General features: G+C 43.1%; 24 protein-coding genes. 17 read left to right on the top strand and 7 right to left on the bottom strand.

Annotated features, from left to right (window positions below; all coding sequences use genetic code 11):
* The first annotated feature begins 193 nt into the window (after positions 1 to 193).
* From D9603_RS06615 to D9603_RS06605, 3 genes are read left to right on the top strand one after another with little or no spacing between them, the layout of a single operon-like run.
* A complete protein-coding gene (locus D9603_RS06615; RefSeq protein WP_128730724.1) occupies positions 194 to 889 on the top strand; it encodes an ABC transporter ATP-binding protein in 696 nt (231 codons plus the stop codon).
* On the top strand, positions 879 to 2234 hold the full coding sequence (locus D9603_RS06610) for an ABC transporter permease (RefSeq protein WP_128730723.1): 1356 nt from the start codon (positions 879 to 881) through the stop codon (positions 2232 to 2234). Before D9603_RS06615 ends, D9603_RS06610 begins: the two co-directional genes overlap by 11 nt.
* Positions 2235 to 2244: 10 nt before the next feature.
* A complete protein-coding gene (locus D9603_RS06605; RefSeq protein WP_128730722.1) occupies positions 2245 to 2751 on the top strand; it encodes a DUF3299 domain-containing protein in 507 nt (168 codons plus the stop codon).
* Between the two features lie 85 nt (positions 2752 to 2836).
* Here D9603_RS06605 and D9603_RS06600 read toward each other — a convergent pair whose 3' ends face one another.
* Complete coding sequence (locus D9603_RS06600) at positions 2837 to 3070, bottom strand: hypothetical protein (protein ID WP_125253768.1); 234 nt, start codon at positions 3068 to 3070, stop codon at positions 2837 to 2839.
* A gap of 240 nt (positions 3071 to 3310) precedes the next feature.
* Between D9603_RS06600 and D9603_RS06595 the strand changes: the two genes are divergently transcribed.
* The 5 genes from D9603_RS06595 (at position 3311) to D9603_RS06580 (ending at position 5858) form a co-directional block, all read left to right on the top strand.
* Positions 3311 to 3607, top strand: a complete 297-nt coding sequence (locus D9603_RS06595) for a helix-turn-helix transcriptional regulator (protein WP_241651613.1) — start codon at positions 3311 to 3313, stop codon at positions 3605 to 3607.
* A gap of 146 nt (positions 3608 to 3753) precedes the next feature.
* Positions 3754 to 3942, top strand: coding sequence for a hypothetical protein (locus tag D9603_RS06590; protein ID WP_128730721.1), 189 nt, complete (start codon positions 3754 to 3756; stop codon positions 3940 to 3942).
* Positions 3943 to 4411: 469 nt separating this feature from the next.
* Positions 4412 to 4534, top strand: coding sequence for a hypothetical protein (locus D9603_RS22285; protein WP_277750218.1), 123 nt, complete (start codon positions 4412 to 4414; stop codon positions 4532 to 4534).
* Between the two features lie 371 nt (positions 4535 to 4905).
* Complete coding sequence (locus D9603_RS06585) at positions 4906 to 5589, top strand: hypothetical protein (RefSeq protein WP_128730720.1); 684 nt, start codon at positions 4906 to 4908, stop codon at positions 5587 to 5589.
* 44 nt (positions 5590 to 5633) lie between these two features.
* A complete protein-coding gene (locus tag D9603_RS06580) occupies positions 5634 to 5858 on the top strand; it encodes a hypothetical protein (protein ID WP_128730719.1) in 225 nt (74 codons plus the stop codon).
* A 157-nt stretch (positions 5859 to 6015) separates the two neighbouring features.
* On the opposite strand, the gene D9603_RS06575 is transcribed toward D9603_RS06580, so the two are convergent.
* From D9603_RS06575 to asnA, 5 genes are all read right to left on the bottom strand, one after another.
* Positions 6016 to 6408, bottom strand: a complete 393-nt coding sequence (locus tag D9603_RS06575) for a RidA family protein (protein WP_125253763.1) — start codon at positions 6406 to 6408, stop codon at positions 6016 to 6018.
* A 10-nt stretch (positions 6409 to 6418) separates the two neighbouring features.
* Positions 6419 to 8521, bottom strand: coding sequence for a bifunctional GTP diphosphokinase/guanosine-3',5'-bis pyrophosphate 3'-pyrophosphohydrolase (spoT, locus tag D9603_RS06570; protein ID WP_128730718.1), 2103 nt, complete (start codon positions 8519 to 8521; stop codon positions 6419 to 6421).
* Positions 8522 to 8735: 214 nt separating this feature from the next.
* Positions 8736 to 9011 carry a DNA-directed RNA polymerase subunit omega gene (gene rpoZ, locus D9603_RS06565; RefSeq protein ID WP_125253761.1) on the bottom strand — a complete coding sequence of 92 codons (276 nt, stop codon included), beginning with the start codon at positions 9009 to 9011 and terminating at the stop codon, positions 8736 to 8738.
* A gap of 286 nt (positions 9012 to 9297) precedes the next feature.
* Positions 9298 to 9921 (bottom strand): guanylate kinase, encoded by a 624-nt coding sequence (gene gmk / locus D9603_RS06560; RefSeq protein WP_128730717.1) that lies wholly within the window; start codon positions 9919 to 9921, stop codon positions 9298 to 9300.
* Between the two features lie 557 nt (positions 9922 to 10478).
* Positions 10479 to 11474 carry an aspartate--ammonia ligase gene (gene asnA / locus D9603_RS06555; protein WP_128730716.1) on the bottom strand — a complete coding sequence of 332 codons (996 nt, stop codon included), beginning with the start codon at positions 11472 to 11474 and terminating at the stop codon, positions 10479 to 10481.
* A gap of 161 nt (positions 11475 to 11635) precedes the next feature.
* On the opposite strand from asnA, the gene asnC reads away from it, so the two are divergent.
* From asnC to D9603_RS06515, 8 genes are all read left to right on the top strand, one after another.
* Positions 11636 to 12094, top strand: coding sequence for a transcriptional regulator AsnC (gene asnC, locus D9603_RS06550; protein ID WP_125253759.1), 459 nt, complete (start codon positions 11636 to 11638; stop codon positions 12092 to 12094).
* Positions 12095 to 12145: 51 nt separating this feature from the next.
* Positions 12146 to 12844: a tRNA (guanosine(18)-2'-O)-methyltransferase TrmH gene (gene trmH / locus D9603_RS06545; protein ID WP_125253758.1), complete on the top strand. Its 699-nt coding sequence runs from the start codon at positions 12146 to 12148 to the stop codon at positions 12842 to 12844.
* A gap of 28 nt (positions 12845 to 12872) precedes the next feature.
* The gene (recG, locus tag D9603_RS06540; RefSeq protein WP_128730715.1) at positions 12873 to 14960 is read left to right on the top strand and encodes an ATP-dependent DNA helicase RecG; all 2088 of its coding nucleotides are present in this window, start codon (positions 12873 to 12875) and stop codon (positions 14958 to 14960) included.
* Between the two features lie 256 nt (positions 14961 to 15216).
* Complete coding sequence (locus D9603_RS06535; RefSeq protein WP_128730714.1) at positions 15217 to 15879, top strand: alpha/beta hydrolase; 663 nt, start codon at positions 15217 to 15219, stop codon at positions 15877 to 15879.
* 188 nt (positions 15880 to 16067) lie between these two features.
* Positions 16068 to 16793 carry a TetR/AcrR family transcriptional regulator gene (locus tag D9603_RS06530; RefSeq protein ID WP_128730713.1) on the top strand — a complete coding sequence of 242 codons (726 nt, stop codon included), beginning with the start codon at positions 16068 to 16070 and terminating at the stop codon, positions 16791 to 16793.
* Positions 16794 to 16809: 16 nt separating this feature from the next.
* Positions 16810 to 17910, top strand: coding sequence for an efflux RND transporter periplasmic adaptor subunit (locus tag D9603_RS06525; RefSeq protein ID WP_128730712.1), 1101 nt, complete (start codon positions 16810 to 16812; stop codon positions 17908 to 17910).
* Positions 17910 to 21008: an efflux RND transporter permease subunit gene (locus D9603_RS06520; protein WP_128730711.1), complete on the top strand. Its 3099-nt coding sequence runs from the start codon at positions 17910 to 17912 to the stop codon at positions 21006 to 21008. The genes D9603_RS06525 and D9603_RS06520 overlap by 1 nt, the downstream gene beginning before the upstream one ends.
* Before the next feature lie 302 nt (positions 21009 to 21310).
* Positions 21311 to 22735 (top strand): FAD-dependent oxidoreductase, encoded by a 1425-nt coding sequence (locus D9603_RS06515; protein ID WP_128730710.1) that lies wholly within the window; start codon positions 21311 to 21313, stop codon positions 22733 to 22735.
* Between the two features lie 174 nt (positions 22736 to 22909).
* On the opposite strand, the gene D9603_RS06510 is transcribed toward D9603_RS06515, so the two are convergent.
* Positions 22910 to 24097, bottom strand: coding sequence for an NAD(P)/FAD-dependent oxidoreductase (locus D9603_RS06510; RefSeq protein ID WP_128730709.1), 1188 nt, complete (start codon positions 24095 to 24097; stop codon positions 22910 to 22912).
* A 632-nt stretch (positions 24098 to 24729) separates the two neighbouring features.
* Here D9603_RS06510 and D9603_RS06505 point away from each other — a divergent pair.
* The gene (locus tag D9603_RS06505) at positions 24730 to 26874 is read left to right on the top strand and encodes a S8 family peptidase (RefSeq protein WP_128730708.1); all 2145 of its coding nucleotides are present in this window, start codon (positions 24730 to 24732) and stop codon (positions 26872 to 26874) included.
* The last annotated feature ends 109 nt before the right edge of the window (positions 26875 to 26983 follow it).

Here is a 26983-nt window from a genome sequence, read left to right as displayed (position 1 = left end):
GCAAAAATTTTTCTATTTAGTTGTTCTAAATAAGAAATTTTTAACGCTGTTAGCGTCAGGTTTACTCCTTCAAATTGAGTAAGTATTAAGTTTAATTGGTATAACTTGCATCCTTGTTGTTGGGCTTAACGGGGTTTTGCTTTGCAGGCGACTGTTATACCATCACACAATTGTTTGCCAGTACAGAGACATTATGCTCACTATTACACACTTACAGTTTACTTGGCCTACAGCGAGCAAGCCGGTATTAAATATACCTATGCTTAATATCGCCCGAGGAGAACACGTGTTTTTACATGGCCCAAGTGGCAGTGGTAAATCCACGTTACTTGGCTTGATTGCAGGTACTTTAGATTGCCAACAAGGCATGATTGAGATAGCAGGCACCAAAGCCAGCACACTTAGCCGTAGTCAACGTGATAAGTTCAGAGCTGACCATATTGGTACTATTTTTCAAAGCTTCAATTTATTGCCTTATTTATCTCCTATTGAGAACGTCACCCTTGGCTGTGAGTTTTCCAAAAAGCGTAAGCAAAGTATCACATCGCAAAGCAAAACCCTTGAACAAGAAGCCAAACTTTTACTCACTGAGCTTGGGATTGACGAACATACCCAACAGCGCAGTGTCGCAGAGCTGAGTATTGGCCAGCAACAGCGAGTAGCTGCAGCCCGCGCCTTTATCGGTAGACCCGAGATAATTATTGCTGATGAGCCAACCTCGGCACTCGATGCCGATAGCCGTGATGGCTTTATCAAATTGCTCTTTAATCAAGCTGCCGTTTACAGCGCATCTATCCTCTTTGTTAGCCACGATAAGAGTTTAGCTCCCTTATTTAATAGGCAGCTCAGTCTGAGTGAATTAAATCAAGGAGCTCAGTATGCTAGTTAAGCTTGCATGGAAAAGTACACTAAATAGGAAGGCCAGTGTCGCCCTCACTCTGGTCACCATTGCCATTAGTGTGATGTTACTGCTTGCAGTAGAGCGTGTTCGCCAAGACGCAAAGTCTAGCTTTGCAAATACAATTTCGGGTACCGACTTAATTGTAGGTGCACGTACTGGTGACATTCAATTGCTCCTTTCAAGCGTATTTAGAATTGGCCATGCCAACAATGCCGTACAATGGCAAAGCTACGAATATATAAAGGCGCAACGTGGCGTCGCTTGGAGCATTCCGATAAGCTTAGGTGACAGCCACAAAGGCTTTGCTGTACTAGGCACAGATGACAATTACTTCAAACATTATCAATACGGCAAAAAACAGCACCTTACCTTTAAAGCTGGCCGCGCATTTCATAATCCTCAAGAAGTGGTGCTTGGGGCAACAGTTGCTAAGCAACTAGGATACAAGCTGGGACAAAAAATTGTTATTTCTCATGGGATGGGCAACACCAGTTTCCATCACCACGATGACAACCCGCTGGTTATTTCTGGTATTTTGGCTGCAACTGGCACACCGGTAGATAAAACACTACATGTGCCACTCAGTGCAATAGAAAAGATGCACAGCACAGGACACAGCAAAACATCGCGCCAGATTTCACGACCACAGCACACCGCAAACCACGACGATGAGCACGAGCATGAGCATGAGCATGAGCATGAGCATGAGCATGGTAGTACAAACAATAGCGCCTTACTGCACAACCTCAATTCAACACCTGGTGATTTAATTGGTTCAACCAAACAAATTACGGCATTTTTACTGGGCTTTGAGTCACCTCTTTATACCTTACAAGTGCGCAGAAATATTAATTTATATAAAGATGAACCTCTACTCGCTATCATGCCAGGGGTAACATTAAGAGAATTATGGGCAATGCTAGATATTGTCGAGAAAATTTTGCTACTTATCACGCTCGCAGTTGTATTGATAAGCTTACTTGGTATGTTGACCTCCCTATTGGCCACCTTAAACCAAAGGCGTCGGGAGTTGGCTATTCTGCGCTCCGTTGGGGCGCGACCTTGGCATATTTTTACCCTGCTTGTCAGCGAAGCAATTTTAATTACTGTGTTAGGTTGTATTTTTGGTGTTGCACTTTTCTACGCTCTGCTCATTGCTGCACAATCGGCTCTGCAAAGCCAATTTGGGGTAGTGCTCAGTTTCAGCCCACTCTCAGCCTATGAACTCACGTTACTTAGCGTTATTATAGGCGCAGGTACACTGATTGGCGCTATTCCCGCCGCCCGCGCTTACTTTTACTCGCTTGCCGATGGCATGCAAATTAAAACCTAAGAGGAAAAAAATGCAGTTAAACGCACGTACTCACGTTTTTTATTTTATTGCATGTATCACAGCGATGATACTCAGTGGTGCCGCAAAGGCAGCTCCACCGAAAGAACTGTTTTGGGAAGACTTAATTCCAAAAGGGCATGTACAAATTAGTAATCAAGATGCGGCAAGCCATGAAGGCGCTGAACAAAACTGGATCCAACCCGATTTAGACGCCCCTGTCGTTAAAGAGTTGGACGGTCAACTAGTAAGCTTACCAGGCTTTGTGGTACCACTTGAAGGTGACAGCGAAGTGATCACCGAGTTTTTACTCGTACCTTACTTTGGCGCTTGTATTCATGTGCCACCGCCACCGCCCAATCAAATTGTGCATGTCAAAATTAAAAACGGTGTTCCCATTGAAAGCTTGTATGATGCAATCACAGTCAGTGGCATTATTAAAGTTTCAACATGGAAAGGCGACATAGCGCAAACCGGCTATATGATGGAAGCCAAAGGCGTCGCACCATTTGAGTTGTAGCAAAGCTATAAACAATAAAAAAGAGTGCCAACCGATACTCTAGCTTGATTGGCACTCTTACCACTGCAAACGGTGCTTTATCGCGCTATTCCGTACTCGGTGCACTGGCATATACCAGCTCAACTAGATTATTCATTGAGCGTGATTTCTGCATATACGCTTTTTCCATGTGTGCCAATTCTTGTAATTCAAATAACGTACTTTCCACCAGTGAAAACCACTTCGCGGTGGTGTCTGATGTTTTCGGGTCATTGTGGCTTGCTTTTTTCAGTGCCACATAAAGAATATTCAGGTCGTTATATTGACGTAGATAGTCCATATCATCCTCTGTTGTTACACTATTATTAACGTCATAAAACAGTATCAAAGGCCTTGCAAAAAAATCTTGTCGAATCAATTTTTATATTAACTAAATGAAAACCAATAGATCTGCTCACAAATTAATTTCCTCTTGCAGAAACATTTTTATTGATTACAATTTGCAGTTAACAAAGATTATACATAAAAGTAACTTGGGTGGCATTGAGCATACTCCCCCATACAAGAAAGGACTATATTGGTGGGCAATCCCTATTTTAAATATAACGGTGACGACCTCAGAAGAATGCGTCTTGCAGCCCAAAAAACCACGCAGCAAATGGCTGATCTTGTAGGTATTAGCCGCCAAACCTACGAAAACTATGAAAATGGTGTGAGTCGAATACCATGGGATCACTTTCAAGTTTGGTGTAGGTATTGTGATATTGACCTTTCTCCCATAATCAAACAGTTTCAAGCTTTAAGGAACTTAATTAGTGACTCTCAGCTAAGACGCAAAAGCCCGACTTCTCCTACTGCAAAGAAAGTGGAAGAGTAAGTAGAATATTATCAGTTGATTTGAGATACAAAAGGATTAAATAAATGAAATCATTAATACAAGGTACAGTACCCAAAAAATTAAACTTCAGAAAGCTATGCTCTTATGAAGTCAATAAGATAACTGGAGGAAGTCATGGAGGAGCAGTGAAAGATCCTAAGTTAGTCATACGTACTCAAAGAGCGACACAGCTCCAAGTGCTCGATATTCACCAGTTAAATACAGTAATCGGGGGTAGTGACGGTTTATTAAAAATAGATCCCAAGATTACAAAAGTGAGCAAGGCGATCGAGACTGAACTAAACCCAGAGGGGGCGATACTACGAAACTTCTGAACAACCCAAAGATAACCTTTACCTTACAAAAATACAACATCTAGACCTAACCGAATTAGTACTAGAATAGCTGGTATAGTTGGGTCTGGACTATAGGAAAGAAAACAGCTGAACAAGGGCTTCCTTTAGTTTACAAGTGATTTTAAGAGCACAGCATTAGTAATCTAAACCACTGAAAAAGATAAATAGTATACAACTTATTGGCACTATAAGCGCGAGCCAGGTTAGGAGTGGCTGCACAGGAAAACAGGCGAATGATTCAAAATAGAAAATATAAAGCCTAATTCAGAAAGTTACTGCATGTGAAATTGAGTAATGTTTTAGGCAACTTGTCATTTTACTAATAAAAACAATCGTAAAAATAAGTAAGTAGACCAATTTTGATCTTACAAGTTGTTCTCAATGAGTGTTTTCCAGAGTAAGGTATTAACAACTTTAACTACTGCAAAACCCATAAAAGGATATAGATATGTTAGTTAAAAAATCTAAAAAGGTTATTTTTAAAAACTTAAATATCTCTGAAATTCAACGTATAAAGGGAGGTAGCCATGGTGGCTCACTTCCAGACCCAAGGTCAAAAGAAAATGGCTAAAGCCGCAAAAGAGTGAAGTAATATAAGAAATTTGGCGCTTTATCAATTAAAAAATAAATGAAAAGCCAACGAGGAAATGCAATCATGACCCAAATAAGAAAAGTACTTAGCTTTACGGTTGATTCTCAGTAGGTGATTTTCAGAGTACAGTATTGTCAATTTTAACCACTGCAAAGCCTATAAGGAAAACAATGATGACTAAAAATAAAGCCCATTCAAAGACAATACAAAATAACTTATCGCTACCCTTTTTTCTGCTCAGTAGGGTGAAAGGTGGCAGTGGTGGTTTATTAAAGGACGATCCAAGAGGAACTAGTAATAGCGTTACACGTTCTGCAATCTATAATACTCTATTATCAAAAGGCGAGTAAATGAATAAGTCATTTAGCTTTTTGCTGCTTTTAATTCTCGTAGCATCTGTTTTAGCATATATACTTACTATCCTAAATCAGGAAGTCTATCTTCCGATGCTTATTAGCGTGCTATTAATAGCATTAAGTGTAAAAAACCAGCTGAATATTATTCATCTATCAACTCTTTTATCTATTTTAATTGTTTTAGAAATTATTACGGCCTTTTTTATGGCACCTTACACGGCAAAATTTCCTGCATATAAAGCTAATGCGTATATTTTTTCCATACATCTTGTCTTTGACTTAATGTCTTTTTACACAGTAAAACATAGGGTAAAAATCTCCTTATTTTTAGTAGAGCGCTTTCAACCCCAAAAAAAGGAGTATGTCTATATGACCCATGCTGATATTCTCCTTGTCGGTGTATTTTTCCTTTTCATAATAGTGGATGTTAGCGCCTTTATTGAAAACTTAATTCGTAATATGGACTACATTTTCGGTGTTGCAGAAGAGACAGCTAAGCCATATTGGAGCTGGAATTGGATATATCAAAGCTACCCATATGCTAAAGCTATCTTGCTCGCTGCAGTTGTAACTGTGCTCTTGGCAACCGTTTACGTTGAACGTTTTCGTCCTGCACCAATTAATGAAAGTGAAGAAGACTTAACGCCTAAAAAATCCGAGCCGCAGCATAAGTCATAGTCCTCTATGCTGCTTTTATCTTAACTCAATTGAAGGAATAAACGATGGATTTAAAACTGAACAAGAAGCAACTAAAGTCATTATCAGGGACTCCGCGAATACTGGATTATCATAACACTCGTGAGATTGGCGGCGGTTGTTCTTATCACTGTAGCCGTAACTTAAACTGTGATACCGATGCTGCAACACTAGAGTGCCCGTCAAAGGCGCTAGCCTGTGTTCCAGAGCCAAATACGTTACATTGCGATTGTCCAACCAATATGTGCTAATACCAATTTGACTTAATACTCTGTATTAAATAGGGGTAGCATCCAGTAGGTGCAGCCCACTCTGTCGCGCTGTGTAATTTATTCTCGCTGCACAAATAATTTGCCCCCGTACTAGTTACGGGGGCAAACGAGTATACAGCTTACAGAAGCACTACGCTTAGTTCGTTGATGGCAACTCCATAATGCCGTCAATTTCTACCTGTGCACCCTTTGGTAATTCTTTTACACCAATGGCTGCACGTGCTGGATATGGCTTTCTGAAATATTGCGCCATAATCTCATTGACTGTTGCAAAATTACTTAAGTCTGTCAGGAAGATATTCACCTTAACCATATCTTGAAGCTCACCACCGGCCTCTTCACACACTGCGGTTAAATTTTTAAATACTTGGTGTGTTTGCTCTGCAAAATCGTCAGAAATAAATTCCATCGTTTCAGGGACCAATGGGATCTGACCCGATAAATAAACAGCAGTGCCCACTTTAACCGCTTGGTTGTAAGTGCCAATTGCTGCTGGCGCTTTATCTGTTGAAATAATCGCTTTGTTCATGGATGTTCCTTTATTTTTTACGATACACGCGTTGCACATCTGGCATTACTCGAATTCGACGCATGATATCTGCAACATGAACTCGGTTTTTCACGGTAATACCTAAATCAATCACGTATAAATTACTTTCTTTTTCATCTGTTGCGATCTCAACAATGTTTGCTTGTGTTGTTGCGACCACATTGGTTAACTTAGCTAACGCACCTTGGTGATTGATTATCTCAACGCGAAGCGCGGCGATATACTCTTTCTCTGGGTTGTCCTCCCATTTCACCACGAAGTACTTTGAGCGCTCGTTTTGCCAACCTTTAATATTTTTACATTCTTGACGGTGCACCATTAGCCCTTTACCTTGGCTTACGTAGGCTGTAATGGCATCTCCTGGCACAGGGCGACAACATTTAGCATAAGTCACCAACATACCTTCAGTACCGATTATCGCGGCTTTCGCGCGTTTTGCAATATCTTCTACAGCATTATCATCTTGCAATAAGCGCTTTGCTATCAATACACTCATGATATTACCGCAGCCAATTTCAACCAATAATTCTAGTAAGGTGTTGAGCTTGTGTTCTTCCAGTACATTATCAATTTGTTCTTGTGGAATATCATCCAGCTTGTGCTCACCGAGGGCTGAATCAAGCAAGCGACGACCTAATAAAATAGCTTCTTCTTCTTGCTGGCTCTTGAGGTAGTTACGGATCCCAAGGCGTGCCTTACCCGTTACTACAAAATTAAGCCATGTTGCATTTGGATGTGCGCCTGAACTAGTTATCACTTCTACTGTTTGCCCGGTGTCCAGCGCTTTGCTTAGTGGGTACGGCTTGCGGTTTACACGCGCACCAACACAGGTATTACCGACATCAGTATGCACGGCATAAGCAAAGTCTACCGCCGTTGCCCCCATAGGCAGCTCCACAATGCGGCCATCTGGCGTAAAGACGTAAATTTCTTCAGGGAATAATTCGGTTTTAACGTTTTCAACAAACTCAAAAGAGGAACCGGCACTTTGCTGTAATTCCAGCAAGCTTTGCATCCACTGACGCGCGCGCTGCTGTGCAGTGTGGCCAGCGTTATCACCAGATTTTTTATACATCCAATGCGCTGCAACCCCTTTGTCTGCCATGTGATCCATATCATGTGTACGAATTTGGATTTCAACTGGAATACCATGAGGGCCAACTAATGATGTATGCAGTGATTGATAACCGTTGGTTTTTGGTACGGCAATATAATCCTTAAAGCGCGTTTCAATTGGTTTATATAGATTATGTGCAACACCTAGCACACGGTAGCAAGTATCAAGGTTATCAACGTTGATCCTAAACGCATAAATGTCCATCACCTCGTTAAACATCAGCTCTTTATTCAGCATTTTGCGGTAAATACTATATAAGTGCTTTTCACGACCTTTAACTGAGCCTTGGATCCCAGCTTCTTCTAACCTAGATTCGATTTCAGTTTGAATATTACTGATCACTTCTTTACGATTGCCACGTGCTTTTGCGACCTCTGATCGTAGCGCACGATAACGCATTGGATATAACGCCTGAAACCCTAAGTCTTCTAACTCGTTTTTAATATCATGAATACCTAGGCGGTTTGCAATTGGGGCGTAAATCTCCAACGTTTCACGAGCAATTCGACGGCGCTTATCAGGACGCAGTGCCCCAAGCGTTCGCATATTGTGTGTTCTATCGGCAAGCTTAATCAAGATGACTCGAATATCTTGGGTCATCGCCATGATCATTTTGCGGTAGTTTTCGGCTTGGAACTCTTTTTTATCTTTGAAACTCAGTTTGTCGAGCTTTGACACCCCTTCCACCAGCTCAGCGACAGTATCACCAAATATTTCGGCTAAGTCGTCTTGGCTAAAGTCTGTATCTTCAATAACATCGTGCATCAGCGCAGCCATGAGTGTTTCATGGTCAAGCTTCATACTCGCTAAGATCTGGGTGACTTCCACTGGGTGGGTAATATAAGGCTCACCACTGGAGCGCGTCTGTCCCTCGTGTGCCTCACGAGCCACAACATAGGCTTTTTGCACCAACTCAACGTCTTCTGGTGACAAATATTCTGAAATTTTCTTTTTGAGGCCTTCAAACAGATACATTCACACTCCAATGTTTCAGAGAATATACTCGGCGAGTATAAAGCGGGTTACAAGCTAATTACTTAAGAATATACGATGAAAAACCAGCAATGCCAATGAACAATTTATGCGACTTGTTAGGAAGTTAAGGACATGACACGGATGTATTTTGCTGGTTCTCAAAACAATAATGCCAGCAAAAGCTGGCATTATTGAAATTTAGACAGTGGTTGGATTAGCGGTTGCCACCAACGATTGCAGCAACAGCTGCAAGCTCTGCAGCTTCTTGGCTCTGCTGCTCTTCACGGTCAATAATATCTAGTGAGTCTGTGGTTACAAAACCTTGCTCAATTTCACGTAGCGCGATTACGGTTGGCTTGTCGTTTTCAGCATCAACCATAGGATCTTTACCGCCTACAGAAATTTGGCGAGCGCGACGCGCTGCTACTAAAATCAAGTCAAAGCGGTTACCAATTTTATCTACTGCATCTTCTACAGTTACGCGAGCCATCGAAGCACTCCAAATTCAGTTCATTATGCAAAAGGCTAGTTTACTGTATGTCTAGCCTTTCGCCAAGTATTGATGGTTAAAAAACCTGAGCTGTGGATAATTAATGTCTTGCTAGCAGCCAGTTTTAGCGCTAACTGCGTTGAATTCACTTCCAATAGCCCGCTATTGGTACGTAAATTCGCCTCGCTCCCCCTAAAACTCTCTGGCTAAACAAGGATATAAATTAGGCCGATTTTAAATACAATAAGTTAGCCATTCCTTATCCAAACCTCAGGTTAAAAAGTAATTATTTTAGCAAGTCAGCGATCAGCGCTTGATGACGTACAGCTTGTGCTTTTTGTTCTAACCGTGCTGAAATCACTATACTTTCAAGTTCACTGCGTGTTTGCTCAAAGTCATCATTGACCAAAATATAGTCAAACTCATTGTAATGTGAACTTTCTGATTTCGCTTCTGCCATACGACCTGCAATGACTTCTTGCGAGTCTTGGCCTCGGCTATTTAAACGACTCTCTAATTCAGCGGTTGACGGAGGGAGAATAAAAATTGTTTTTACTTCCGGCATTAATTCACGCACTTGGCGCGCACCTTGCCAATCGATATCCAAAAATACATCGACACCCGCAGCAAGTTGCTCTTCGATCGCTTGCTTCGAAGTACCATAGTAGTTTTCAAATACTTGTGCCCACTCGAAAAAGTCGCCTTTGTCGATCAACTGCTTAAACTCATCTACAGAAACAAAGTGATAATGAACACCATTTTCTTCGCCTGGACGAGGCGCGCGCGTGGTATGAGACACCGAGACTTTAATGTCGTTGTGCTTTTCCAATAGCGCTTTAATTAAACTTGATTTACCCGCACCAGAAGGTGCAGAAAGGATAAACAGATTACCGCGTGTAGGTGATGTCATAGTCGTTCTCAACAATAAATACCGGCCGAGTAATGTTGCTTTACTCAAGTCTGCCGCAGTGCTAAAAGCGGACATTATACCGAGTAACGTATAAGAATACACTAACGAAAAATCACCTTAATTGACTCCAACCAAGGTGTGCATCAACAGAAATAAAGCTCTCGTATAGAAGCGAGTTTACCCCACGTTCTCTTAACTGCTCGCCACGTGAAGCAGCTCCTACTAAGGCTTGTATCCACAGAAGTAAAACCCTCGTTTAGGAGCGAGTTTACCGCGCGATCTCTTAACTGCTCGCCGCGTAAAGCGGCTCCTACCAAGGTGCTTACCTACAGGAGAAAAACCCTCATGTGGGAGCGAGTTTACCTCGCGATCTGTTAACTGCTCGCCGCGTAAAGCAGCTCCTACTAAAGCGTGCATCCACAGAAATAAAACTCTCATGTAGAAGCGAGTTTACCTCGCGTTCTGTTAACTGCTCGCCGCGTAAAGCAGCTCCTACCAAGGTGCTTACCTACAGGAGCAAAACTCTCGTGTAGGAGCGAGTTTACCTCGCGATTTTTTTACAACAAATCAGCCACGCTGCTGCGCACTTCTTCAGGCCATACCCCTACTTGTACCTGACCAATGTGCTGCTTTTGTAACAGCAACATCACTAAACGCGACTGGCCAATCCCACCGCCTATAGTTTGTGGTAATTCCCCTGCAACCAGCTGTTGGTGCCAATCTAAACTCAAGCGCGCTTCGTCATCGGTTAATTTCAGCTGTCTTGCAAGCGAATCAGGACAAACACGAATACCCATTGATGAGATTTCAAAAGCGTCTTCTAATACTGGGTTCCACACCAAGATATCGCCATTCAGCCCTTGGTATTTGTCGCATGTTGGCGTTGACCAATCGTCATAATCCGGCGCACGAACATCGTGAATTTTACCATCACCAAGCTCGCCACCAATACCAATTAGGAATACCGCGCCATATTCTTGAGCAATCGCTTTTTCACGTTGCTTGGCTGTGAAATCTGGGTACATAGTACGTAATGCTTCACTCTGTACAAACGTAATTTTCTCAGGGAGGAATGCGGTAATGCCAAACTCATCCTCGACCACTTTTTCCGTCGCTTTAATTGAGCGATAAAGGGTTTCAACTGTTTCTTTTAGTTTTGCCAGCGAACGCTCACTGTTTTCGCAAATCACTTTTTCCCAATCCCATTGGTCAACATAAACAGAATGGATTGGCGATAGCTTGTCTTCGTCTGGGCGTAGCGCTTTCATGTGCGTATAGAGGCCTTCGCCTTTAGCAAAACCATAATCGCCTAGTGTTTTACGTTTCCACTTAGCAAGTGAATGTACTACCTCAAACTGCGCGTCCGGTAGCGTTTTCACTTTAACCTGTACCGCCTGCTCATGGCCACTTAGGTTGTCTTGAATACCATCGCCTAAGCGCGCCAAAATTGGGGCTTGTACTTCAACTAGGCCCAATTGCTCTGTTAGCTGTGCTGAAAATACTTGCTTTACTCGTGCTATCTGTTTTTGTGTCTCTTGATACTTGCTCAACATGGTTAGGTCCTCATTCCCGAATTTGTCGTTTTGTTAAGTCTATATTTAAAGAAACCAACAAAAACATCAATAACCCATAACAAAAACACCTTTACATAATTATTTTCATCAAAAATATGCTATAAGTTTTAAATAGACGATAATTACCAATGGATATTTACATGGAAAATTATGAGATCGACAATCTAGATAAATCCATCCTTCACGCATTAAAGGAAAATGCGCGGACACCCTACGCGGAATTAGCAAAGAGATTTGCCGTTAGCGCCGGTACCATCCATGTTCGGGTCGAAAAAATGAAGCAAGCGGGGATCATTGAAGGGACTCAAGTTAGCATTAATGCTAAACGGCTTGGTTATGATGTCTGCTGTTTTATCGGAATAAACCTAAAACATGCCGGGGACTATCCGGGGGCCATTGCACGTCTTAAAGAATTCGAAGAGGTTGTTGAAGCCTATTACACCACAGGTAACTACAGTATTTTTATCAAAGTGATGGCGCGCTCCATCGACCACCTACAAGATGTACTTATCAATAAAGTGCAAACTATTGAGTCTATCCAGTCAACCGAAACGCTGATCTCACTGCAAAACCCGATTCAGCGCACCGTTATGCCTTAGCCCCTTTTTTGTTATAATCGCGGGAATTTGTTGATTTAGAGTAGTAAGTAGATGGCTGAGAATAGATACCATCGTGTAAAAAGCGTATTAGATAGACGCCAAACCGACCTCACAGTGTGTTTAGATGAAGTACATAAGCACCACAACCTGTCAGCGATTGTGCGTACCGCAGATGCGGTTGGTTGTCACCATGTACATGCGGTATGGCCACAAGATCAAAGACGGTTAACTAATAATACCTCTGGTGGCAGCAAAAATTGGGTAGAAACCCATATGCATGAGCATATCGACCAGGCTGTTGCGACAATTCGTGAACAAAACCCGGGTGTACAATTATTAGCAACCAACCTTAGTGATAGCGCCGTTGATTTTCGTGAAATTGATTACACCAAACCCACCGCCATTATTGTCGGTCAAGAGCGTCTTGGGATCTCAGACCGCGCACTTGAGCATGCAGATCAGCATATCGTGATCCCAATGCAAGGTATGGTGCAATCCCTGAATGTATCCGTTGCCGCAGCACTTATTTTATACGAGGCGCAGCGCCAAAGAGATGTAGCTGGACTGTACAAACGTACAGATATGATGGATCCTGTGGTAAAACATAAGTTACTATTTGAAGGATGTCATCCAATTATTGCCACTCGCTGTAGAGAAAAAGGGTTACCTTACCCTGCGCTTGATGAGCACGGTGAAATTGTTGCTGACGACACCTTTTGGGACATTCTTAAGTTTAAGCAGAAAAAATAGATAACGCGGATCGCGCTAGAGGAATAGCATGTCGACACCAAATTTGGCCACTTACCCCGTCACCGAGCTAAAAGGCGTAGGCCCAAAAGCAGCCGAACGCTTGGCCAAACTAGGCATTCAGTCGGTACAAGACATGCTATTTCACCTTCCACTACGCTACGAAGACCGTGCGCGCACCTATCCTATCTGCGAGTTACAAGCGCATAGCCATGTCAGCATTGAAGCCGAGATTGAGCGCAGTGAAATCACACACGGCAAGCGCCGCATGCTGGTATGTTATGTTAATGATGGAACGGGGCGGATCGCGCTGCGTTTTTTCAATTTTAACGCGGCGCAAAAAAACGCCATGCAAGCAGGCAAAATAATCCGCTGTTTTGGTGAGGTTCGCCGTGGCCGCCATGGTTTTGAAATGGCTCACCCAGAATACAGCATCAAAGAAACCCGCTCTGCACCTTGCGACCCAAGCCTTGCGACACTCACACCTGTTTATCCGACAACCGAAGGGCTGAAGCAATTGAGCATTCGGGCGATTGCCGATCAAGCCGTTGAGTTACTGCGCAAATATGATGTACCAGACTATTTACCAGCTCAGTATCGGCCATCGCAGCAAAGCTTAAAAGAGGCGCTGCTATTACTGCACCGCCCGCCACAGGAAGTCGATTTAACCCAATTAGAACTCGGGCAACACCCCGCTCAAGCACGCTTAGCATTTGAAGAGTTATTAGCACAAAACCTCAGTTTGCTTAAGCTTAGGCAAAAAGGTCAAGCGGTGAAAGCAGTTGCACTACCGCCTACCAATCCACTTGAAGCACAGTTTTTATCGGCCTTACCATTTGCCCCCACCAATGCCCAAAGTCGAGTAGTAGCTGAGATCAAAAGCGACTTACAACATCCCTACCCCATGATGCGATTGGTGCAAGGGGATGTTGGCTCAGGAAAAACCCTTGTGGCCGCACTCAGCGCGTTAACAGCCATCGCACGGGGTTACCAAGTAGCACTGATGGCACCCACTGAGATCCTCTCCGAGCAACACGGCATCAACTTCCTTAATTGGTTTGAACCTATGGGTATAGAAACCGTATGGCTGGGTGGTAAAACCAAAGGCAAGGAACGCACTCATGCGCTTGAGCGAATTGCTTCGGGGCAAGCTCAGATGATAGTCGGCACTCATGCACTGTTCCAGGAGCAAGTACAGTTTTCTAACCTTGCGCTTATCATTATCGACGAACAACATCGCTTTGGTGTGCACCAGCGCTTAGCGCTGAGAGAAAAGGGTAAGTTTGGCGATTGTTATCCACATCAGCTGGTGATGACTGCCACCCCTATCCCGAGAACCTTGGCAATGACGGCCTACGCCGACCTTGAAACCTCAATTATCGATGAGTTACCACCGGGCAGAACACCAATCACGACCGTCGCCGTACCCGATACCAGACGCAATGAAGTGATCAAAAAAGTACAAAAAGCCTGCGTTGACGACAAACGTCAAGTGTACTGGGTATGCACCCTGATAGATGAGTCGGAGGCGTTACAATGCCAAGCAGCGGAAGACACCGCCAAAGCACTTGCCGAAGCCTTGCCAGAGCTTAATATCGCGCTGGTGCATGGCCGTATGAAAGCCCAAGAAAAGCAGGCCATTATGGACGAATTTAAACAGGGTCATACTCATGTGCTGGTTGCCACTACCGTAATTGAAGTAGGTGTGGATGTACCCAACGCTAGCCTTATTATCATTGAAAACCCTGAACGCTTGGGTCTGGCACAACTGCATCAGTTGCGCGGCCGTGTTGGTCGCGGACAAATCGCATCACATTGTTTACTGCTTTACCATGCGCCATTGTCGGTCACCGCGCAAAAGCGTTTAGGGGTGCTTAGAGAAAGTAACGACGGTTTTGTCATCGCTGAGCGCGACCTTGAGATCCGCGGCCCGGGTGAAGTGCTAGGCACAAAACAAACTGGATTGGCTGAGCTAAAAATTGCCGACCTTAGTCGTGATAAACATTTATTACCGCAAGTGAGAAGCCTCGCTTTTACCGTGCTTAAAAACCACAGCGATATTGTTGACTCGATTATCTGGCGCTGGATGGGCGATAAGAGTGAACTGGCCATGGCGTAAGCTTTAAGCTTTAGATGGTATAAAGATCGCGAGGTAAACTCGCTCCTACACGGATAATTTGCTCCCATAGGTGAGCACTTTGGTAGGAGCCACTTTACGCGGCGAGCAGTCAAGAAATCGCGAGCTAAACTCGCTCCTACAAATTGGTGAGTTCGTGCTCACAACTCCTTCATGCAAAATAACCCATCGCGCTACGCTTGCTTCTTTTATCAAAGCTTGGTTACCATCTCTCTACATCAACTAAAAAAACTCAAAAATGAATCGTTTACTACGTGCTGCATGCACCTCATTTGCTGCTTGCGCGGCGTCAATCGCCTCGGCAAAAGCAATTTACTCAGATGTACCAGAGCAGATTAATCCATCTGCCAAATACGTTTTTTATTCTCATGGCTACATCGTTGAAGGTGATAATGAAACGCCTATTCATAAGCGCTGGGGTAAATATGACTTTCCAGCCATCAAACAAGCATTAAGTGACGATGCCTATACACTAATTGCTGAGCATCGACCTAAAGGTGTTGCACCAGAAACCTACACAAAGGCCCTAATAAGCAAGGTTCACAAATTACTCGATGCGGGCGTCAGCGCCAGCAACATTACGCTCGTGGGGTTTTCTCGCGGCGGAGCGTTAACAATAATGGCAAGTGATACATTAAAAAATGATGCCATTCACTACGTGGTACTCGCGGGCTGCGCTGGGCTTATCAAAAGTAAAAGCGAGATCCAGCTCTTCGGCAAGGTGTTATCCGTGTACGAAACCTCAGATCAAGTGGGCTCTTGCGACTTTGTGAAAGCACGCTCCGAAAGCCTCAAAAGCTTTACAGAATTTTCTATTTCAACTGGTGAGGAACACGGTGCTTTTTACCTCCCAAGAGACGAGTGGGTAAAGCCCGTTAAAAGCTGGATTTTAAATCACTAAATAATTAGCGTGGCGTTCTCTTAGCAGAGCGCCGTACAAAACCTTCATTCTAACCCATCCTATCTCTTTAAATCTTTTCTGCCAGCAAACAATGCCCTGTTTACTTATTGCACTTTTAAAAACCAACCGTATAATTGAAGCGCATTCGAATACCATTCGAATTAGGTTCAATTATTACAGGAGAAAGCATGGCACCAGCACCAAAGTATGATAACGAAACTCAGCAACGTATGATTTTAAGTGCTGCAGAGCAGTGCATCAATGAGACGTCAGTCACTGATTTTACAATGGCTAAAGTCTCTTTGCATGCAGGGTTATCTATGGGTTCTATTTATAAGTTTGTGCAAACCAAAGAAGACTTAATCATGGCATTGGCTTATGAGTCATTTACCCATGTATCTAGTGTGTTTAAACAAATCTTATCGCTGCCATTAAGCACGCCAGAGCGAATGCTCGCCGTGTGTTTGGTTTCTCCACAAAAAATTAAGCGTTTTTCCTTCGATTTCGAGCTGCAATCTTACTCTACTAACAAAGCCGTAATTAAAAGAGCTTCAGAATATTGGACCAATAAAATTATTGAATCATGTAGCGGCTGTGAAAATGTTTTCAAGCAAACATTGCTTGATGGCATTGAGGCAGGAGAACTACAAAATATACCAAATCTGCATGATGTCATTGAAGAAATCATAATCAGCGGTTGGGCACTAACCGTGGGATATGAACAGGTTTTACGTTTGCAACAAACTAACCAAATTGTCGAAGGTACTGACTCTTTGCTGGCACCTCTTGCGCTCAATGATCCGCTCATTCGAAGCGCAGTGAGGCTGCTAAATAGTTATCCATGGCAAGCACCAATAACCCATGACTCTCTACATCGTATAGAGAAAGAATTGCAAGCGCTCGAGCTTCGTTAACTTAAGGAAAATCACAATGAACATAAAACGCTGGCTTATCGCCTTTGTACTTATTCTCATCGTCATTACCAGTTTAGGATTTGTTAAATTTACGCAAATCCAAGCTGCTATTGCCTTTGGAGAATCCTTCCCTGAACCCTCGGCATCGGTTAAAAGTACCTATGTCTCTACAACTGAACACCTTAAAACGGTAAAAGTAGTTGGCCAACTTCATGCAAAACAGACCGTAACTGTCAGCAATGAATATGCAGGACTTATTACATACGTTGGCTTTCAACCTGGTGACTTAGTAAAAGCCAATCAAGTATTGCTGCGCCTCGACAGCAGCATTGATGAAGCAAATCTACAAGCAGCTAAAGCGCGAGTAAAACTTGCTAAGTCAACCTATCAACGTGTTGCAAAGTTACTTGAACAAAAACGCATTAGTCCCGATGAAGTAGACAAAGCGGAAGCTGAGGTTGCTATCAATGAAGCTGATGTAAAACGACTCACCACCCTTATCGAAAAAAAGACCATCCGAGCACCGTTTACTGGCTATACCGGTATGGAGCAATATCAAGTTGGTCAGTTGCTTGATGCCAACAATGCCGTGACGTTTTTAGTAGGTACTAACGACAAAATTTGGGTTGATTTCAACATGCCGCAAACGTTGCCACAACCAAAGCTGGGTGAAGAGGTAATGGTCGCGGTATCACACTCGCAAGTGCAGCAACCAGCACGAGTGTTAGCGAAAACCCCAAGTGTTGACGTCGCCTCCCGCCAACAACGCTATCGTGCAGAGCTTAATAATTATCACGAAGCACTAAGCCACAACCAAATGGTAATGGTAAACGTGCCAGTAGCAAAAGTAAGCGCAGCGGTAGTACCAACCAATGCTATTACTCGAAACCATTTTGGTGAGTTTGTTTATATCTTAGAAAAAGATGACGCACAAAACTGGCGAGCAAAACCTGTCAAAGTCACACTTGGCGATAAGATCCATGACCAGCAGCTGGTATTAACAGGTTTGAGCGGCGGTGAGTTTATTGCTGCTGAAGGTGCATTTAAACTACAGGAGAACTTACTGGTTTACACCGACCAAGTTGCTGCGATTGATGGCAATAATGGAGAGCAGTAATGAGTGCTTTACATGAAAATAAACCATCCATTATGGATATATTTGTCAATCGCCCCGTGCTTGCGATTGTATTTTCACTCCTTATTGTTCTGGCAGGATTAAACGCTGCTAGAGATATTTCTGTACAGCAGTACCCCAAAATAGAAAGTGCGTCGTTAGTAATAAATACCGTCTACACTGGTGCCTCAGCTGAGGTAGTTAAAGGTTATGTGACAGAACCGATTGAACGCGTTGCTTCAACGGTTCCTGGTGTGGACTATGTTGATTCAGTAACAATGGCAGGTCTCAGTCGAGTTACGGCATGGTTAGAGTTAAACCATAGCACTCCTGACGCCCTTGCTGAACTCACAACACGGTTAAACCAAATAAAGTTTGAATTGCCAAGTGGTGCGGAAGACCCTGCAATTCATACCGTGCGTGCCGATAGTCCCTATGCTGTATTTTATCTAGATGTAGAGTCTCAAGGACTATCGCGTAACAATGTGAGCGATTATTTGATCAGAAATGTTGTGCCTTCAATGTCAGATATTCCTGGTGTGCAAAAAATCACCCTCGAAGGTGGCCGAAATCCAGCGATGCGTATTTGGCTTGATCCTGAAAAGCTAGCCATTTACGGGCTTAGCGCCAGTGATGTATTTGGTGCACTACGCGCCAATAATACCATTGCAACCATTGGATATAGCGAAAACAACAGACAACGTATTGATGTTATGGCGAATACGTCTTTGCGCTCAATCGCGGACTTTAATAACCTCATTGTCAAAGAGGTTGATGGTGCACAATTAAAACTAGGAGATCTGGCCACCGTAGAGCTAGGTGAAGCTGACAGCCTAGTGACTGCACGACTTGATGATCATGATACGGTCTTTTTAGCCTTATGGGCACTACCTGGCGCCAATGAAATTGACATTGGTGATGCACTTTATAAAAAGATTGATGAGATAAACCCTATCTTACCTGACGGCATGAACCTTAGAATTGGTTACGATGGCACCCTGTACATGCGAGATTCTATCAAAGAGATCTTTACCACACTGGCTGAGACGGTGTTACTTGTTGGTATTGTGGTATTGGCGATGATGGGTTCATTCAGAACCGCGATGGTGCCACTCATCACTATCCCTATCTCTATTTTAGGTGCCATAGCGGTGATCTCTGCAATGGGCTTTTCCCTTAACCTACTTACCATTTTGGCCATTGTACTTTCGGTAGGCCTAGTGGTAGATGATGCCATTGTGGTGGTGGAAAATGTTGCCCGTCATATGCGCGAGGGCAAACCTAGATTTCAAGCTGCGCTTATTAGCTCACGTCAATTACTTGTGCCTGTTATTGCGATGACACTGACCTTAGCAGCAGTATACGCACCCATTGGATTTTTAACGGGATTAACTGGCTTTTTATTTAGAGAATTTGCTTTCACGCTGGCAATTGCTGTGATCATCTCAGGTTTAGTTGCCATCACCTTATCTCCAATTATGGCGGCATACGTAAACCCAGAGGGAGGTAAAGAAGGCAAGTTAACACAAAAGGTCAATAGTTACTTCGACAAGCTTCAAAAGTTCTACTTTAATGCGCTAGACACGCTATTTAAATGGCGTCCACAAATCTTCTTCATCGCTATTATATTTTCTTTGTTATCGGTACCATTTTATATGTTATCGCAAAAAGAACTTGCGCCTATCGAAGATCAAAGCAGTATCCAGGTTGTGGTGGAAGCCCCACCTGAGTCCTCTCTTGCTTATACCTCAAATAAAATGAACGATACCGCTGCGGTAATGAATGCAACCGAAGGTGCTGAATTTACTTGGCAGGTTATTACCGCTTCTGCTGGTTTTGGTGGTGTGACATTAGCGCCCTTTAGTGAGCGAGAAAACTCAGTTCACAATATGCTCTTTGACTTGTACGGCCGCTTAAGTAGCGTCACAGGGTTAACCCTGTTCCCTATTTTACCTGCGTCTTTACCAACTGCTGGGCAATTTGATGTTGAAGTGGTTTTCCGTTCTAGTGATGACCCCATCACCATGAAAAAGTATGCGGATGAGATTATTCAACGAGCGACTGCGACAGGCAGTTTTATGTTCATGAATACCGACCTGAAAATCGATTTACCACAGGCAGAACTTGAGATTGATAGGGAGTTAGTCGCAGACCTCGGGCTAAGTTTATCCTCAGTGAATGAGCAACTTAGCGTGTATATGTCTAATAACTTTGCCAACTACTTTAATAAAGATGGTAAAGCTTATCGCGTGATCCCAATTGTGGGTGATAAAGACAGATACAACCCTGAGAATATTTTAAATATGCAAGTAAGCACAGATACAGGCGTTCTAATTCCTGTTTCTGCATTTGCTACATTGCGCACATTTACCAGCCCTCGAGTACTTGGCTCCTTTAACCAACAAGGCGCGTTTAGGATTTTAGCAGGTACCCTACCTCACGTGACTAAAGAGCAAGCGCTAACCCTAGTTGAAGAGATTGCGCAAGAAATACTACCAAGCCACTACTCTATTGATTACGCTGGTGAGTCCAGACAGTTAAGAAAAGAAGGTAACACTATGGTTGGCGTCTTGCTATTTGCGATGGTGATTGTGTTCTTCTTATTAACTATTCAGTTCAATAGCTTTAGAGATCCACTTGTTGTGTTACTAGGGTGTGCACCACTGGCATTGGCAGGCGCCCTTATGCTGCCGTTTTTATCACTGACGACAGTGAATATTTATAGTCAAATTGGGTTGATCACCTTGATTGGTTTAATTGCTAAAAATGGTATCTTAATCGTTGAATTTGCCAACCATTTACAACTTGAAGGTAAGTCTAAGTACGATGCTGTAAAAGGCGCAGCAGCCACAAGACTAAGACCAATCTTAATGACAACGGGCGCGACTGTACTTGGTCACTTCCCTCTTGTATTGGTAACTGGTGCTGGTGCTGAAGCCCGTAACAGTATTGGTATCATTTTGGTTGCAGGCATGCTCATTGGTACTTTCTTTACACTTATCGTACTGCCCTTACTTTATGAGAAACTAGCAAGTGATCATCGTAGTGAGGCACAAGAGACTGAGGCATACCCACAAGAACAAGCGGTAGCTCAAGCTTAGTACAATCAAGAGAGGAACAATAAACGGGCTAATTTAATTTATTGTTCCACTCTGATAAGTCACTATGAGCACATGCTTAGCCTGGCTTTCGGTAAAACACGGTACCTAGTACTTAAATTAAGTTTGCTCGGTGTCGTGTTTTATTTCACCCATAGCATCACGCTCAGTGACAATATATGTTTTCAAGTAACAACTTGTTCTAGAAGGAAAGTAAAGCAAATAGCCCACTGTTACAAAAAAAATTACATAAAGCTAATCTTTAATATTCAATTATTTACACAATCAAAGGATAGGCAGTTAAAATGATTGTAGACAACATAGAAAATGTGGATCTCTGTATTGTAGGCGCAGGGCTTGCAGGATTAAATGCACTGTATGCAGCTAAGCAGTACTTACCAAAAAACGCGACTGTGGCACTCGTAGATAAGCGAGAATCTATTGGCGGTATGTGGAATGACACCTACGATTATGTAAGGTTACATCAGCCCTACAAACAATTTACGATAGGTAATATGAAGTGGGGTTTAGATCGACACGAGTCCTATTTAGCTGACAGACATGAAATCTTAGCCCACTTTAAGCGCTGTGTAAGCGAAGTAGAACAGCATTTGACTGTTATTCCCTTAATGCAACATAGCTACCTTAGTCATGACTCACAAGATGATGGCATCGTACAAGTTCGCTTAGCCTCAAAAGAAACAACACGACAAATCCATACTAAAAAATTAATAAAAAGTGTTGGATTTGGCATTGAGCCAAGCCAAGTATTAGCCTTTTCTAGTGACAAAGTACATTCAATTACGCCTGAACAAATACCACAAAATCAACAGCACATTAAAGATAGTAATAAACCAATCTATATTGTTGGTGGTGGTAAGACGGCAATGGATACCGCCCACTATTTAATACAAGCAAACCCACAGTTAGCCATTCACCTTATTATCGGTAAAGGAACCTACTTCCTAAATAGAGACATCATGTTTCCGCCGGGTTTGGATAAATATTGGAAAGGGACAACTAGCCTAGATATGATGACGCAGTGTGCAACCCTCTTCAACGGCGATAATGAGGCAGAAGTCACCCAATTTGTAAAATCCAAATATGCCCTCTCACCGCACAAAGATGCCCAGCAATTTCTACTTGGTTTATTGTCTCAAAGTGAGCTGGATATTGTTACTCAAGGCTGTAAAACGATAGTAAGAGACTACTTAGATGACATAAAAGACAATGGTGACGAAACGCAATTGTGTTTTAGAAGTGGCGAAACACAGCCTATTGAATCTGGCGCTTGGATCATTAATTGTACTGGGTATCTCCTCAACTCTGACGTGCAGTCGGAGCAATACCACTCTCAATGCGGCAATGTTATCTCAATTAACAACAGTGATAACCCTCTGCTTTTTAGCTCTGGCTACTTTCTTCCACATGTTTTCTTTCAAGACAAGATTAAAGACACGCCACTATTGAGCATAGATCATGTTGCCTTGAAAAAGGCTAACGCAGAAGCCTTCCCATTTGTTGCCATGACTCAATTGCTCTATAACTTTTATACTCTGATGGACAAACTTCCATTAAAAGTCATTGACCAATTCCATGCAAACTTTGATAAGTGGTACCCTCTACACCGTCAACTATTTGGGTTTACAAAGTTTATGATCAATAAAAAGAAAAACAAAAAGCACTTTGAAAGCAGCCTATTGAGGGTCAAAGAAAAGTATAACCTTTAATCAAATACTTACTAGCACAGTAATTTGATTGGTGAGTTAAAAGAAAAGTATTAGCCAATTTGCACAATGACTGGTGCTATTTAAGGCAACAAAACCTTGTCGATAACAACGCGATTAACCTTGCTATCGACAAGGCCGACACCTCACCACTGTAGATTACCTAGCTCAAAACAATTAAACCGCTTGTCCACACGCCCAGCCACAGCTCCACGCATATTGAAAATTGTATCCTCCGAGCCAACCAGTAACATCGGTGACTTCGCCGATAAAGTACAGACCCTTTTGTTTTTTAGCTTCGAAGGTTTTGGAGCTGAGTTCGTCAGTATCGACACCACCAAGTGTGACCTCTGCTGTGCGATAGCCTTCGGTGCCATTTGGTTTGATTTTCCAGCTGGTTAGGATTCTAGTTAAGGTTTCAATTTCTGTATGGCTGAGTTGGTTGGCATTTTTATCCACAATGCTGCCATCGCTGATCAGCGCTTCTATAAAGCGCTTCGGTAAGATGGTCGACAGCAGATTTTTTAAGTGCTTTTGACCTTGTTCACTACGCCACTCATGAAGCAGTGCTTGGACGTCTAAATCAGGAAGTAGGTTAATACTCACAAACTCTCCGGCACGCCAAAATGAGCTGATCTGCAAAATTGCTGGGCCAGATAGTCCTCTGTGAGTAAAGAGAATATTCTCTCTAAACTGAACACCGCTTTCACTGGTCACTACGCTATCAATACTGATCCCAGAGAGACCATCAAAACGTGCTTTATCGTGATCGTGAAGTGTAAAAGGTACGAGAGCAGCCATAGTGGGCAACACAGCTAGACCAAATTGCTGCGCTATTTTATAGCCGATAGGAGTTGCGCCCAGTTTTGGCATTGTTAAGCCACCTGCTGCGACCACCACCGACTCACAATTAAAGGTTTGTGTTGTGGTTTTGACTACATAGCGGCCGTCGGCTTGATGCTCAACCGCAATGACTTCTTGACGTAAATGGAGTGAAACGCCCGCCCAATCACACTCAGTAAGCAGGATATCAACGATGTCTTGTGCACTGTTATCGCAAAACAACTGTCCAAGTGCTTTATGATGATATGCAAGACCATGACGGTCTACCAGCTCAATAAAGTCATGTTGGGTATAGCGACTCAGACATGATTTTACAAAGTGTGGATTTTTACACAGATAATTGGCTGGAGAGGCATTCTCATTAGTAAAATTACACCGGCCACCGCCACTTATCAGAATCTTGCGGCCTGGCTTCTTACCCATATCAACCACAGCAACTTGTCGCCCTCGATACCCAGCCTGCGCAGCGCACATTAACCCCGCAGCACCAGCACCGATCACAACTACATCTGTTTGTTGCATAACTTCACTCAACCCTATTTTTAAAACCTTGTAGCTTATACCAGCTCTCTTAATTAATACCTTTCTAGCAGTCAGTTGTAGCGCCAAAACAACCCCCCTAACTGGAGCAGATATTAAGTCAACATGGTATCACTACTTACTGCTAACACTTAACGCACAAAGTAAACGTTTAACCAAAAACAAATTATACCGAGATCCACACAACAAGCACAGTATGGATGAGCACCACTTGGTTGCAATTTGTTCAATGTTAATAATGTACCTAAAAAAGTCCATATCGCAGTGCTGTGATTACGAATAAGAGACTTAATATTGCCAAAAAAACCATACTTTAAAACTAAAAATAATCAATTTCAGTCCCTTCATAAGGCACATTTAGTTAAAACAACCCTTCCGTTTACACTCATTTACAATGTAACTGAAATTTATTCACACTCACATAAAAATGAAAAATAAGCACTAAAAACAACACGCTAAGAATTTTTTATAGCCATTTATCCATCTATATATAACTAAATAATTAGTGCAAATAACAAAACAGCGCTTTCTTTTTTTTAGATAGGCGTTTAATTTCACTAACCACCAGCTTTTTGTTAACAGTTGAACAACAAGTTAGAAACTAGGGAAACATTATGACAATCAATAAAAACTTTAAGCGCGCAACACTTAGCGTTGCTGTCGCTGCGCTATTTAGCGCATCAGCAGCTACCGCAGCACCAGCTATTCAAAACGATACAGCACTTGCAGCTACCGCACAGAAGCTCTCATCTCAGAACACACTTGGCACTCAATTTATTATTAAATATAAAGATGCTAGTTCACAAATGATGGGACTTGCAGCGGAGGATCTGCAACCAACAAAAATGCAACAACGTGCAGAAAGCTTTGTAAAAGGTTTTAAAAGTAACAAAGCGAGTGCCAAAGCTCACTATGTCCGTCCTATGGCATTGAGTAACCACCATGTAATGCGTGCAGACAAAAAGCTATCAGCTAAAGAAGCACAGGTATTTATGAGTGAAGTTATGGCGTCTGGCAACGTTGAATATATTGAAATCGATCAGATGTTGAAACCATTCGCAACACCTAACGACCCTCGTTATAGCGACCAATGGCATTATTTTGAAGCTGCTGCGGGGATCAATGCTCCAGCGGCTTGGGATAAAGCGACAGGACAAGGGGTTGTAGTCGCGGTGCTTGATACAGGTTACCGACCGCACCTTGACTTAGACGCAAATATTTTGCCGGGCTATGACATGATCTCAGACACGTTTGTTGCGAATGATGGCGGTGCTCGTGACAACGATGCTCGCGATCCAGGTGATGCCGTAACACGTGGTGAATGTGGTACCGATTCTACAGGTCAGCCAGTTCCTCGTGCCGATCAAGACTCAAGCTGGCACGGCACGCACGTAGCGGGGACTGTTGCTGCAGTATCAAATAATGGCGAAGGTGTTGCCGGTGTTGCTTACGACGCAAAAGTAGTACCTGTTCGTGTGCTTGGTAAATGTGGTGGTTTAACCTCAGACATCGCTGACGGTATTATTTGGGCTTCTGGCGGTTCAGTGTCTGGAATTCCAGCAAATGCAAACCCAGCTGACGTGATTAACATGAGTCTAGGTGGTGGTGGCGCTTGTAGTGCAACAACACAAAACGCAATCAACCAAGCCCGTAATAATGGTACTGTGATTGTCATTGCAGCAGGTAACGACAACGATAATTCAGCTAACTATAACCCTGGTAACTGTAACGGCGTGGTAAACGTAGCGTCAGTCGGCCGAGATGGTGGTCGTGCTTACTACTCTAACTATGGTACAAACATTGATGTCGCAGCACCTGGTGGTGCGCAAAGTTTTGCCAACGACCCTGAAGGTATCTTATCTACGCATAACTCAGGCTCTGGTGCACCTTCTGCAGACAGCTATCATTACTCACAAGGTACCTCAATGGCTGCGCCGCACGTTGCAGGTGTTGCCGCACTGATCAAACAAGCAAAGCCTTCTGCGACTCCAGATGAAGTAGAAGCAATCTTGAAAAATACCACGCGCAACTTTGCTGGTAGCTGCTCAAACTGTGGAACCGGTGTTGTGGATGCAGCAGCAGCAGTTAACGAAGCACTAGGTGGCGATGTAACACCACCAACAAGCAATGTGCTTGAAGATGGTGTAGCAAAAACAGGATTGAGCGGAAGCGCAAGCAGTAGCCAATACTTCACTTTCGAGGTACCAGCAGACAAAACTAATGTGACTTTCACAATGAGCGGTGGCACAGGTGATGCAGATCTCTATGTGAAATTAGGAAGTCAGCCAACTACAGCAAGTTATGATTGTCGCCCTTATGAAAGTGGCAATGCAGAAACCTGTAGTTTTGATGCCCCACAAGCTGGAACTTATCATGTAATGATCAACGGCTATCAAGCCTATTCAGGTGTTAGCTTAGTCGCGACTACCTCAGGTTCAAGCACAGGCACTCCGCAAGCCGGTGGTGGTACTATCGAAGATGTATCAGCATCAAGCGGCCAATGGGTACACTACACAATTGAAGTACCAGAAGGCATGAGCGATTTTACTGTAAAAACGTTTGGCGGTTCAGGCGATGCTGACTTGTTTGTTAAGTTTGGCGCTCGCCCAACCACGACAAGCTATGACTGCCGTCCATATGAAAGTGGAAATACTGAAACGTGTGTTATCACCAACCCACAAGCTGGTACGTGGCACTTAAGCATTAATGCTTATCGTACCTTCTCAGGTTTAACACTAGACGCACAGTACAAACCATAAAGAAACATGCAGTAGGCTCAAGATGAGCCTTCTTCCCCCATGCAAAGGCCGTACTCGGCCTTTTTTAATGAGTAACCCGGACTGCGGATAATTAATACCAATTTGCTTA

Origin of the sequence: Pseudoalteromonas sp. PS5 (assembly GCF_004103255.1) — a bacterium.
Taxonomy (GTDB): Bacteria; Pseudomonadota; Gammaproteobacteria; order Enterobacterales; family Alteromonadaceae; genus Pseudoalteromonas; species Pseudoalteromonas peptidolytica.
The sequence above is the reverse complement of the archived record's forward strand: the minus strand, read 5'-3'. Positions and strand labels throughout refer to the sequence as shown.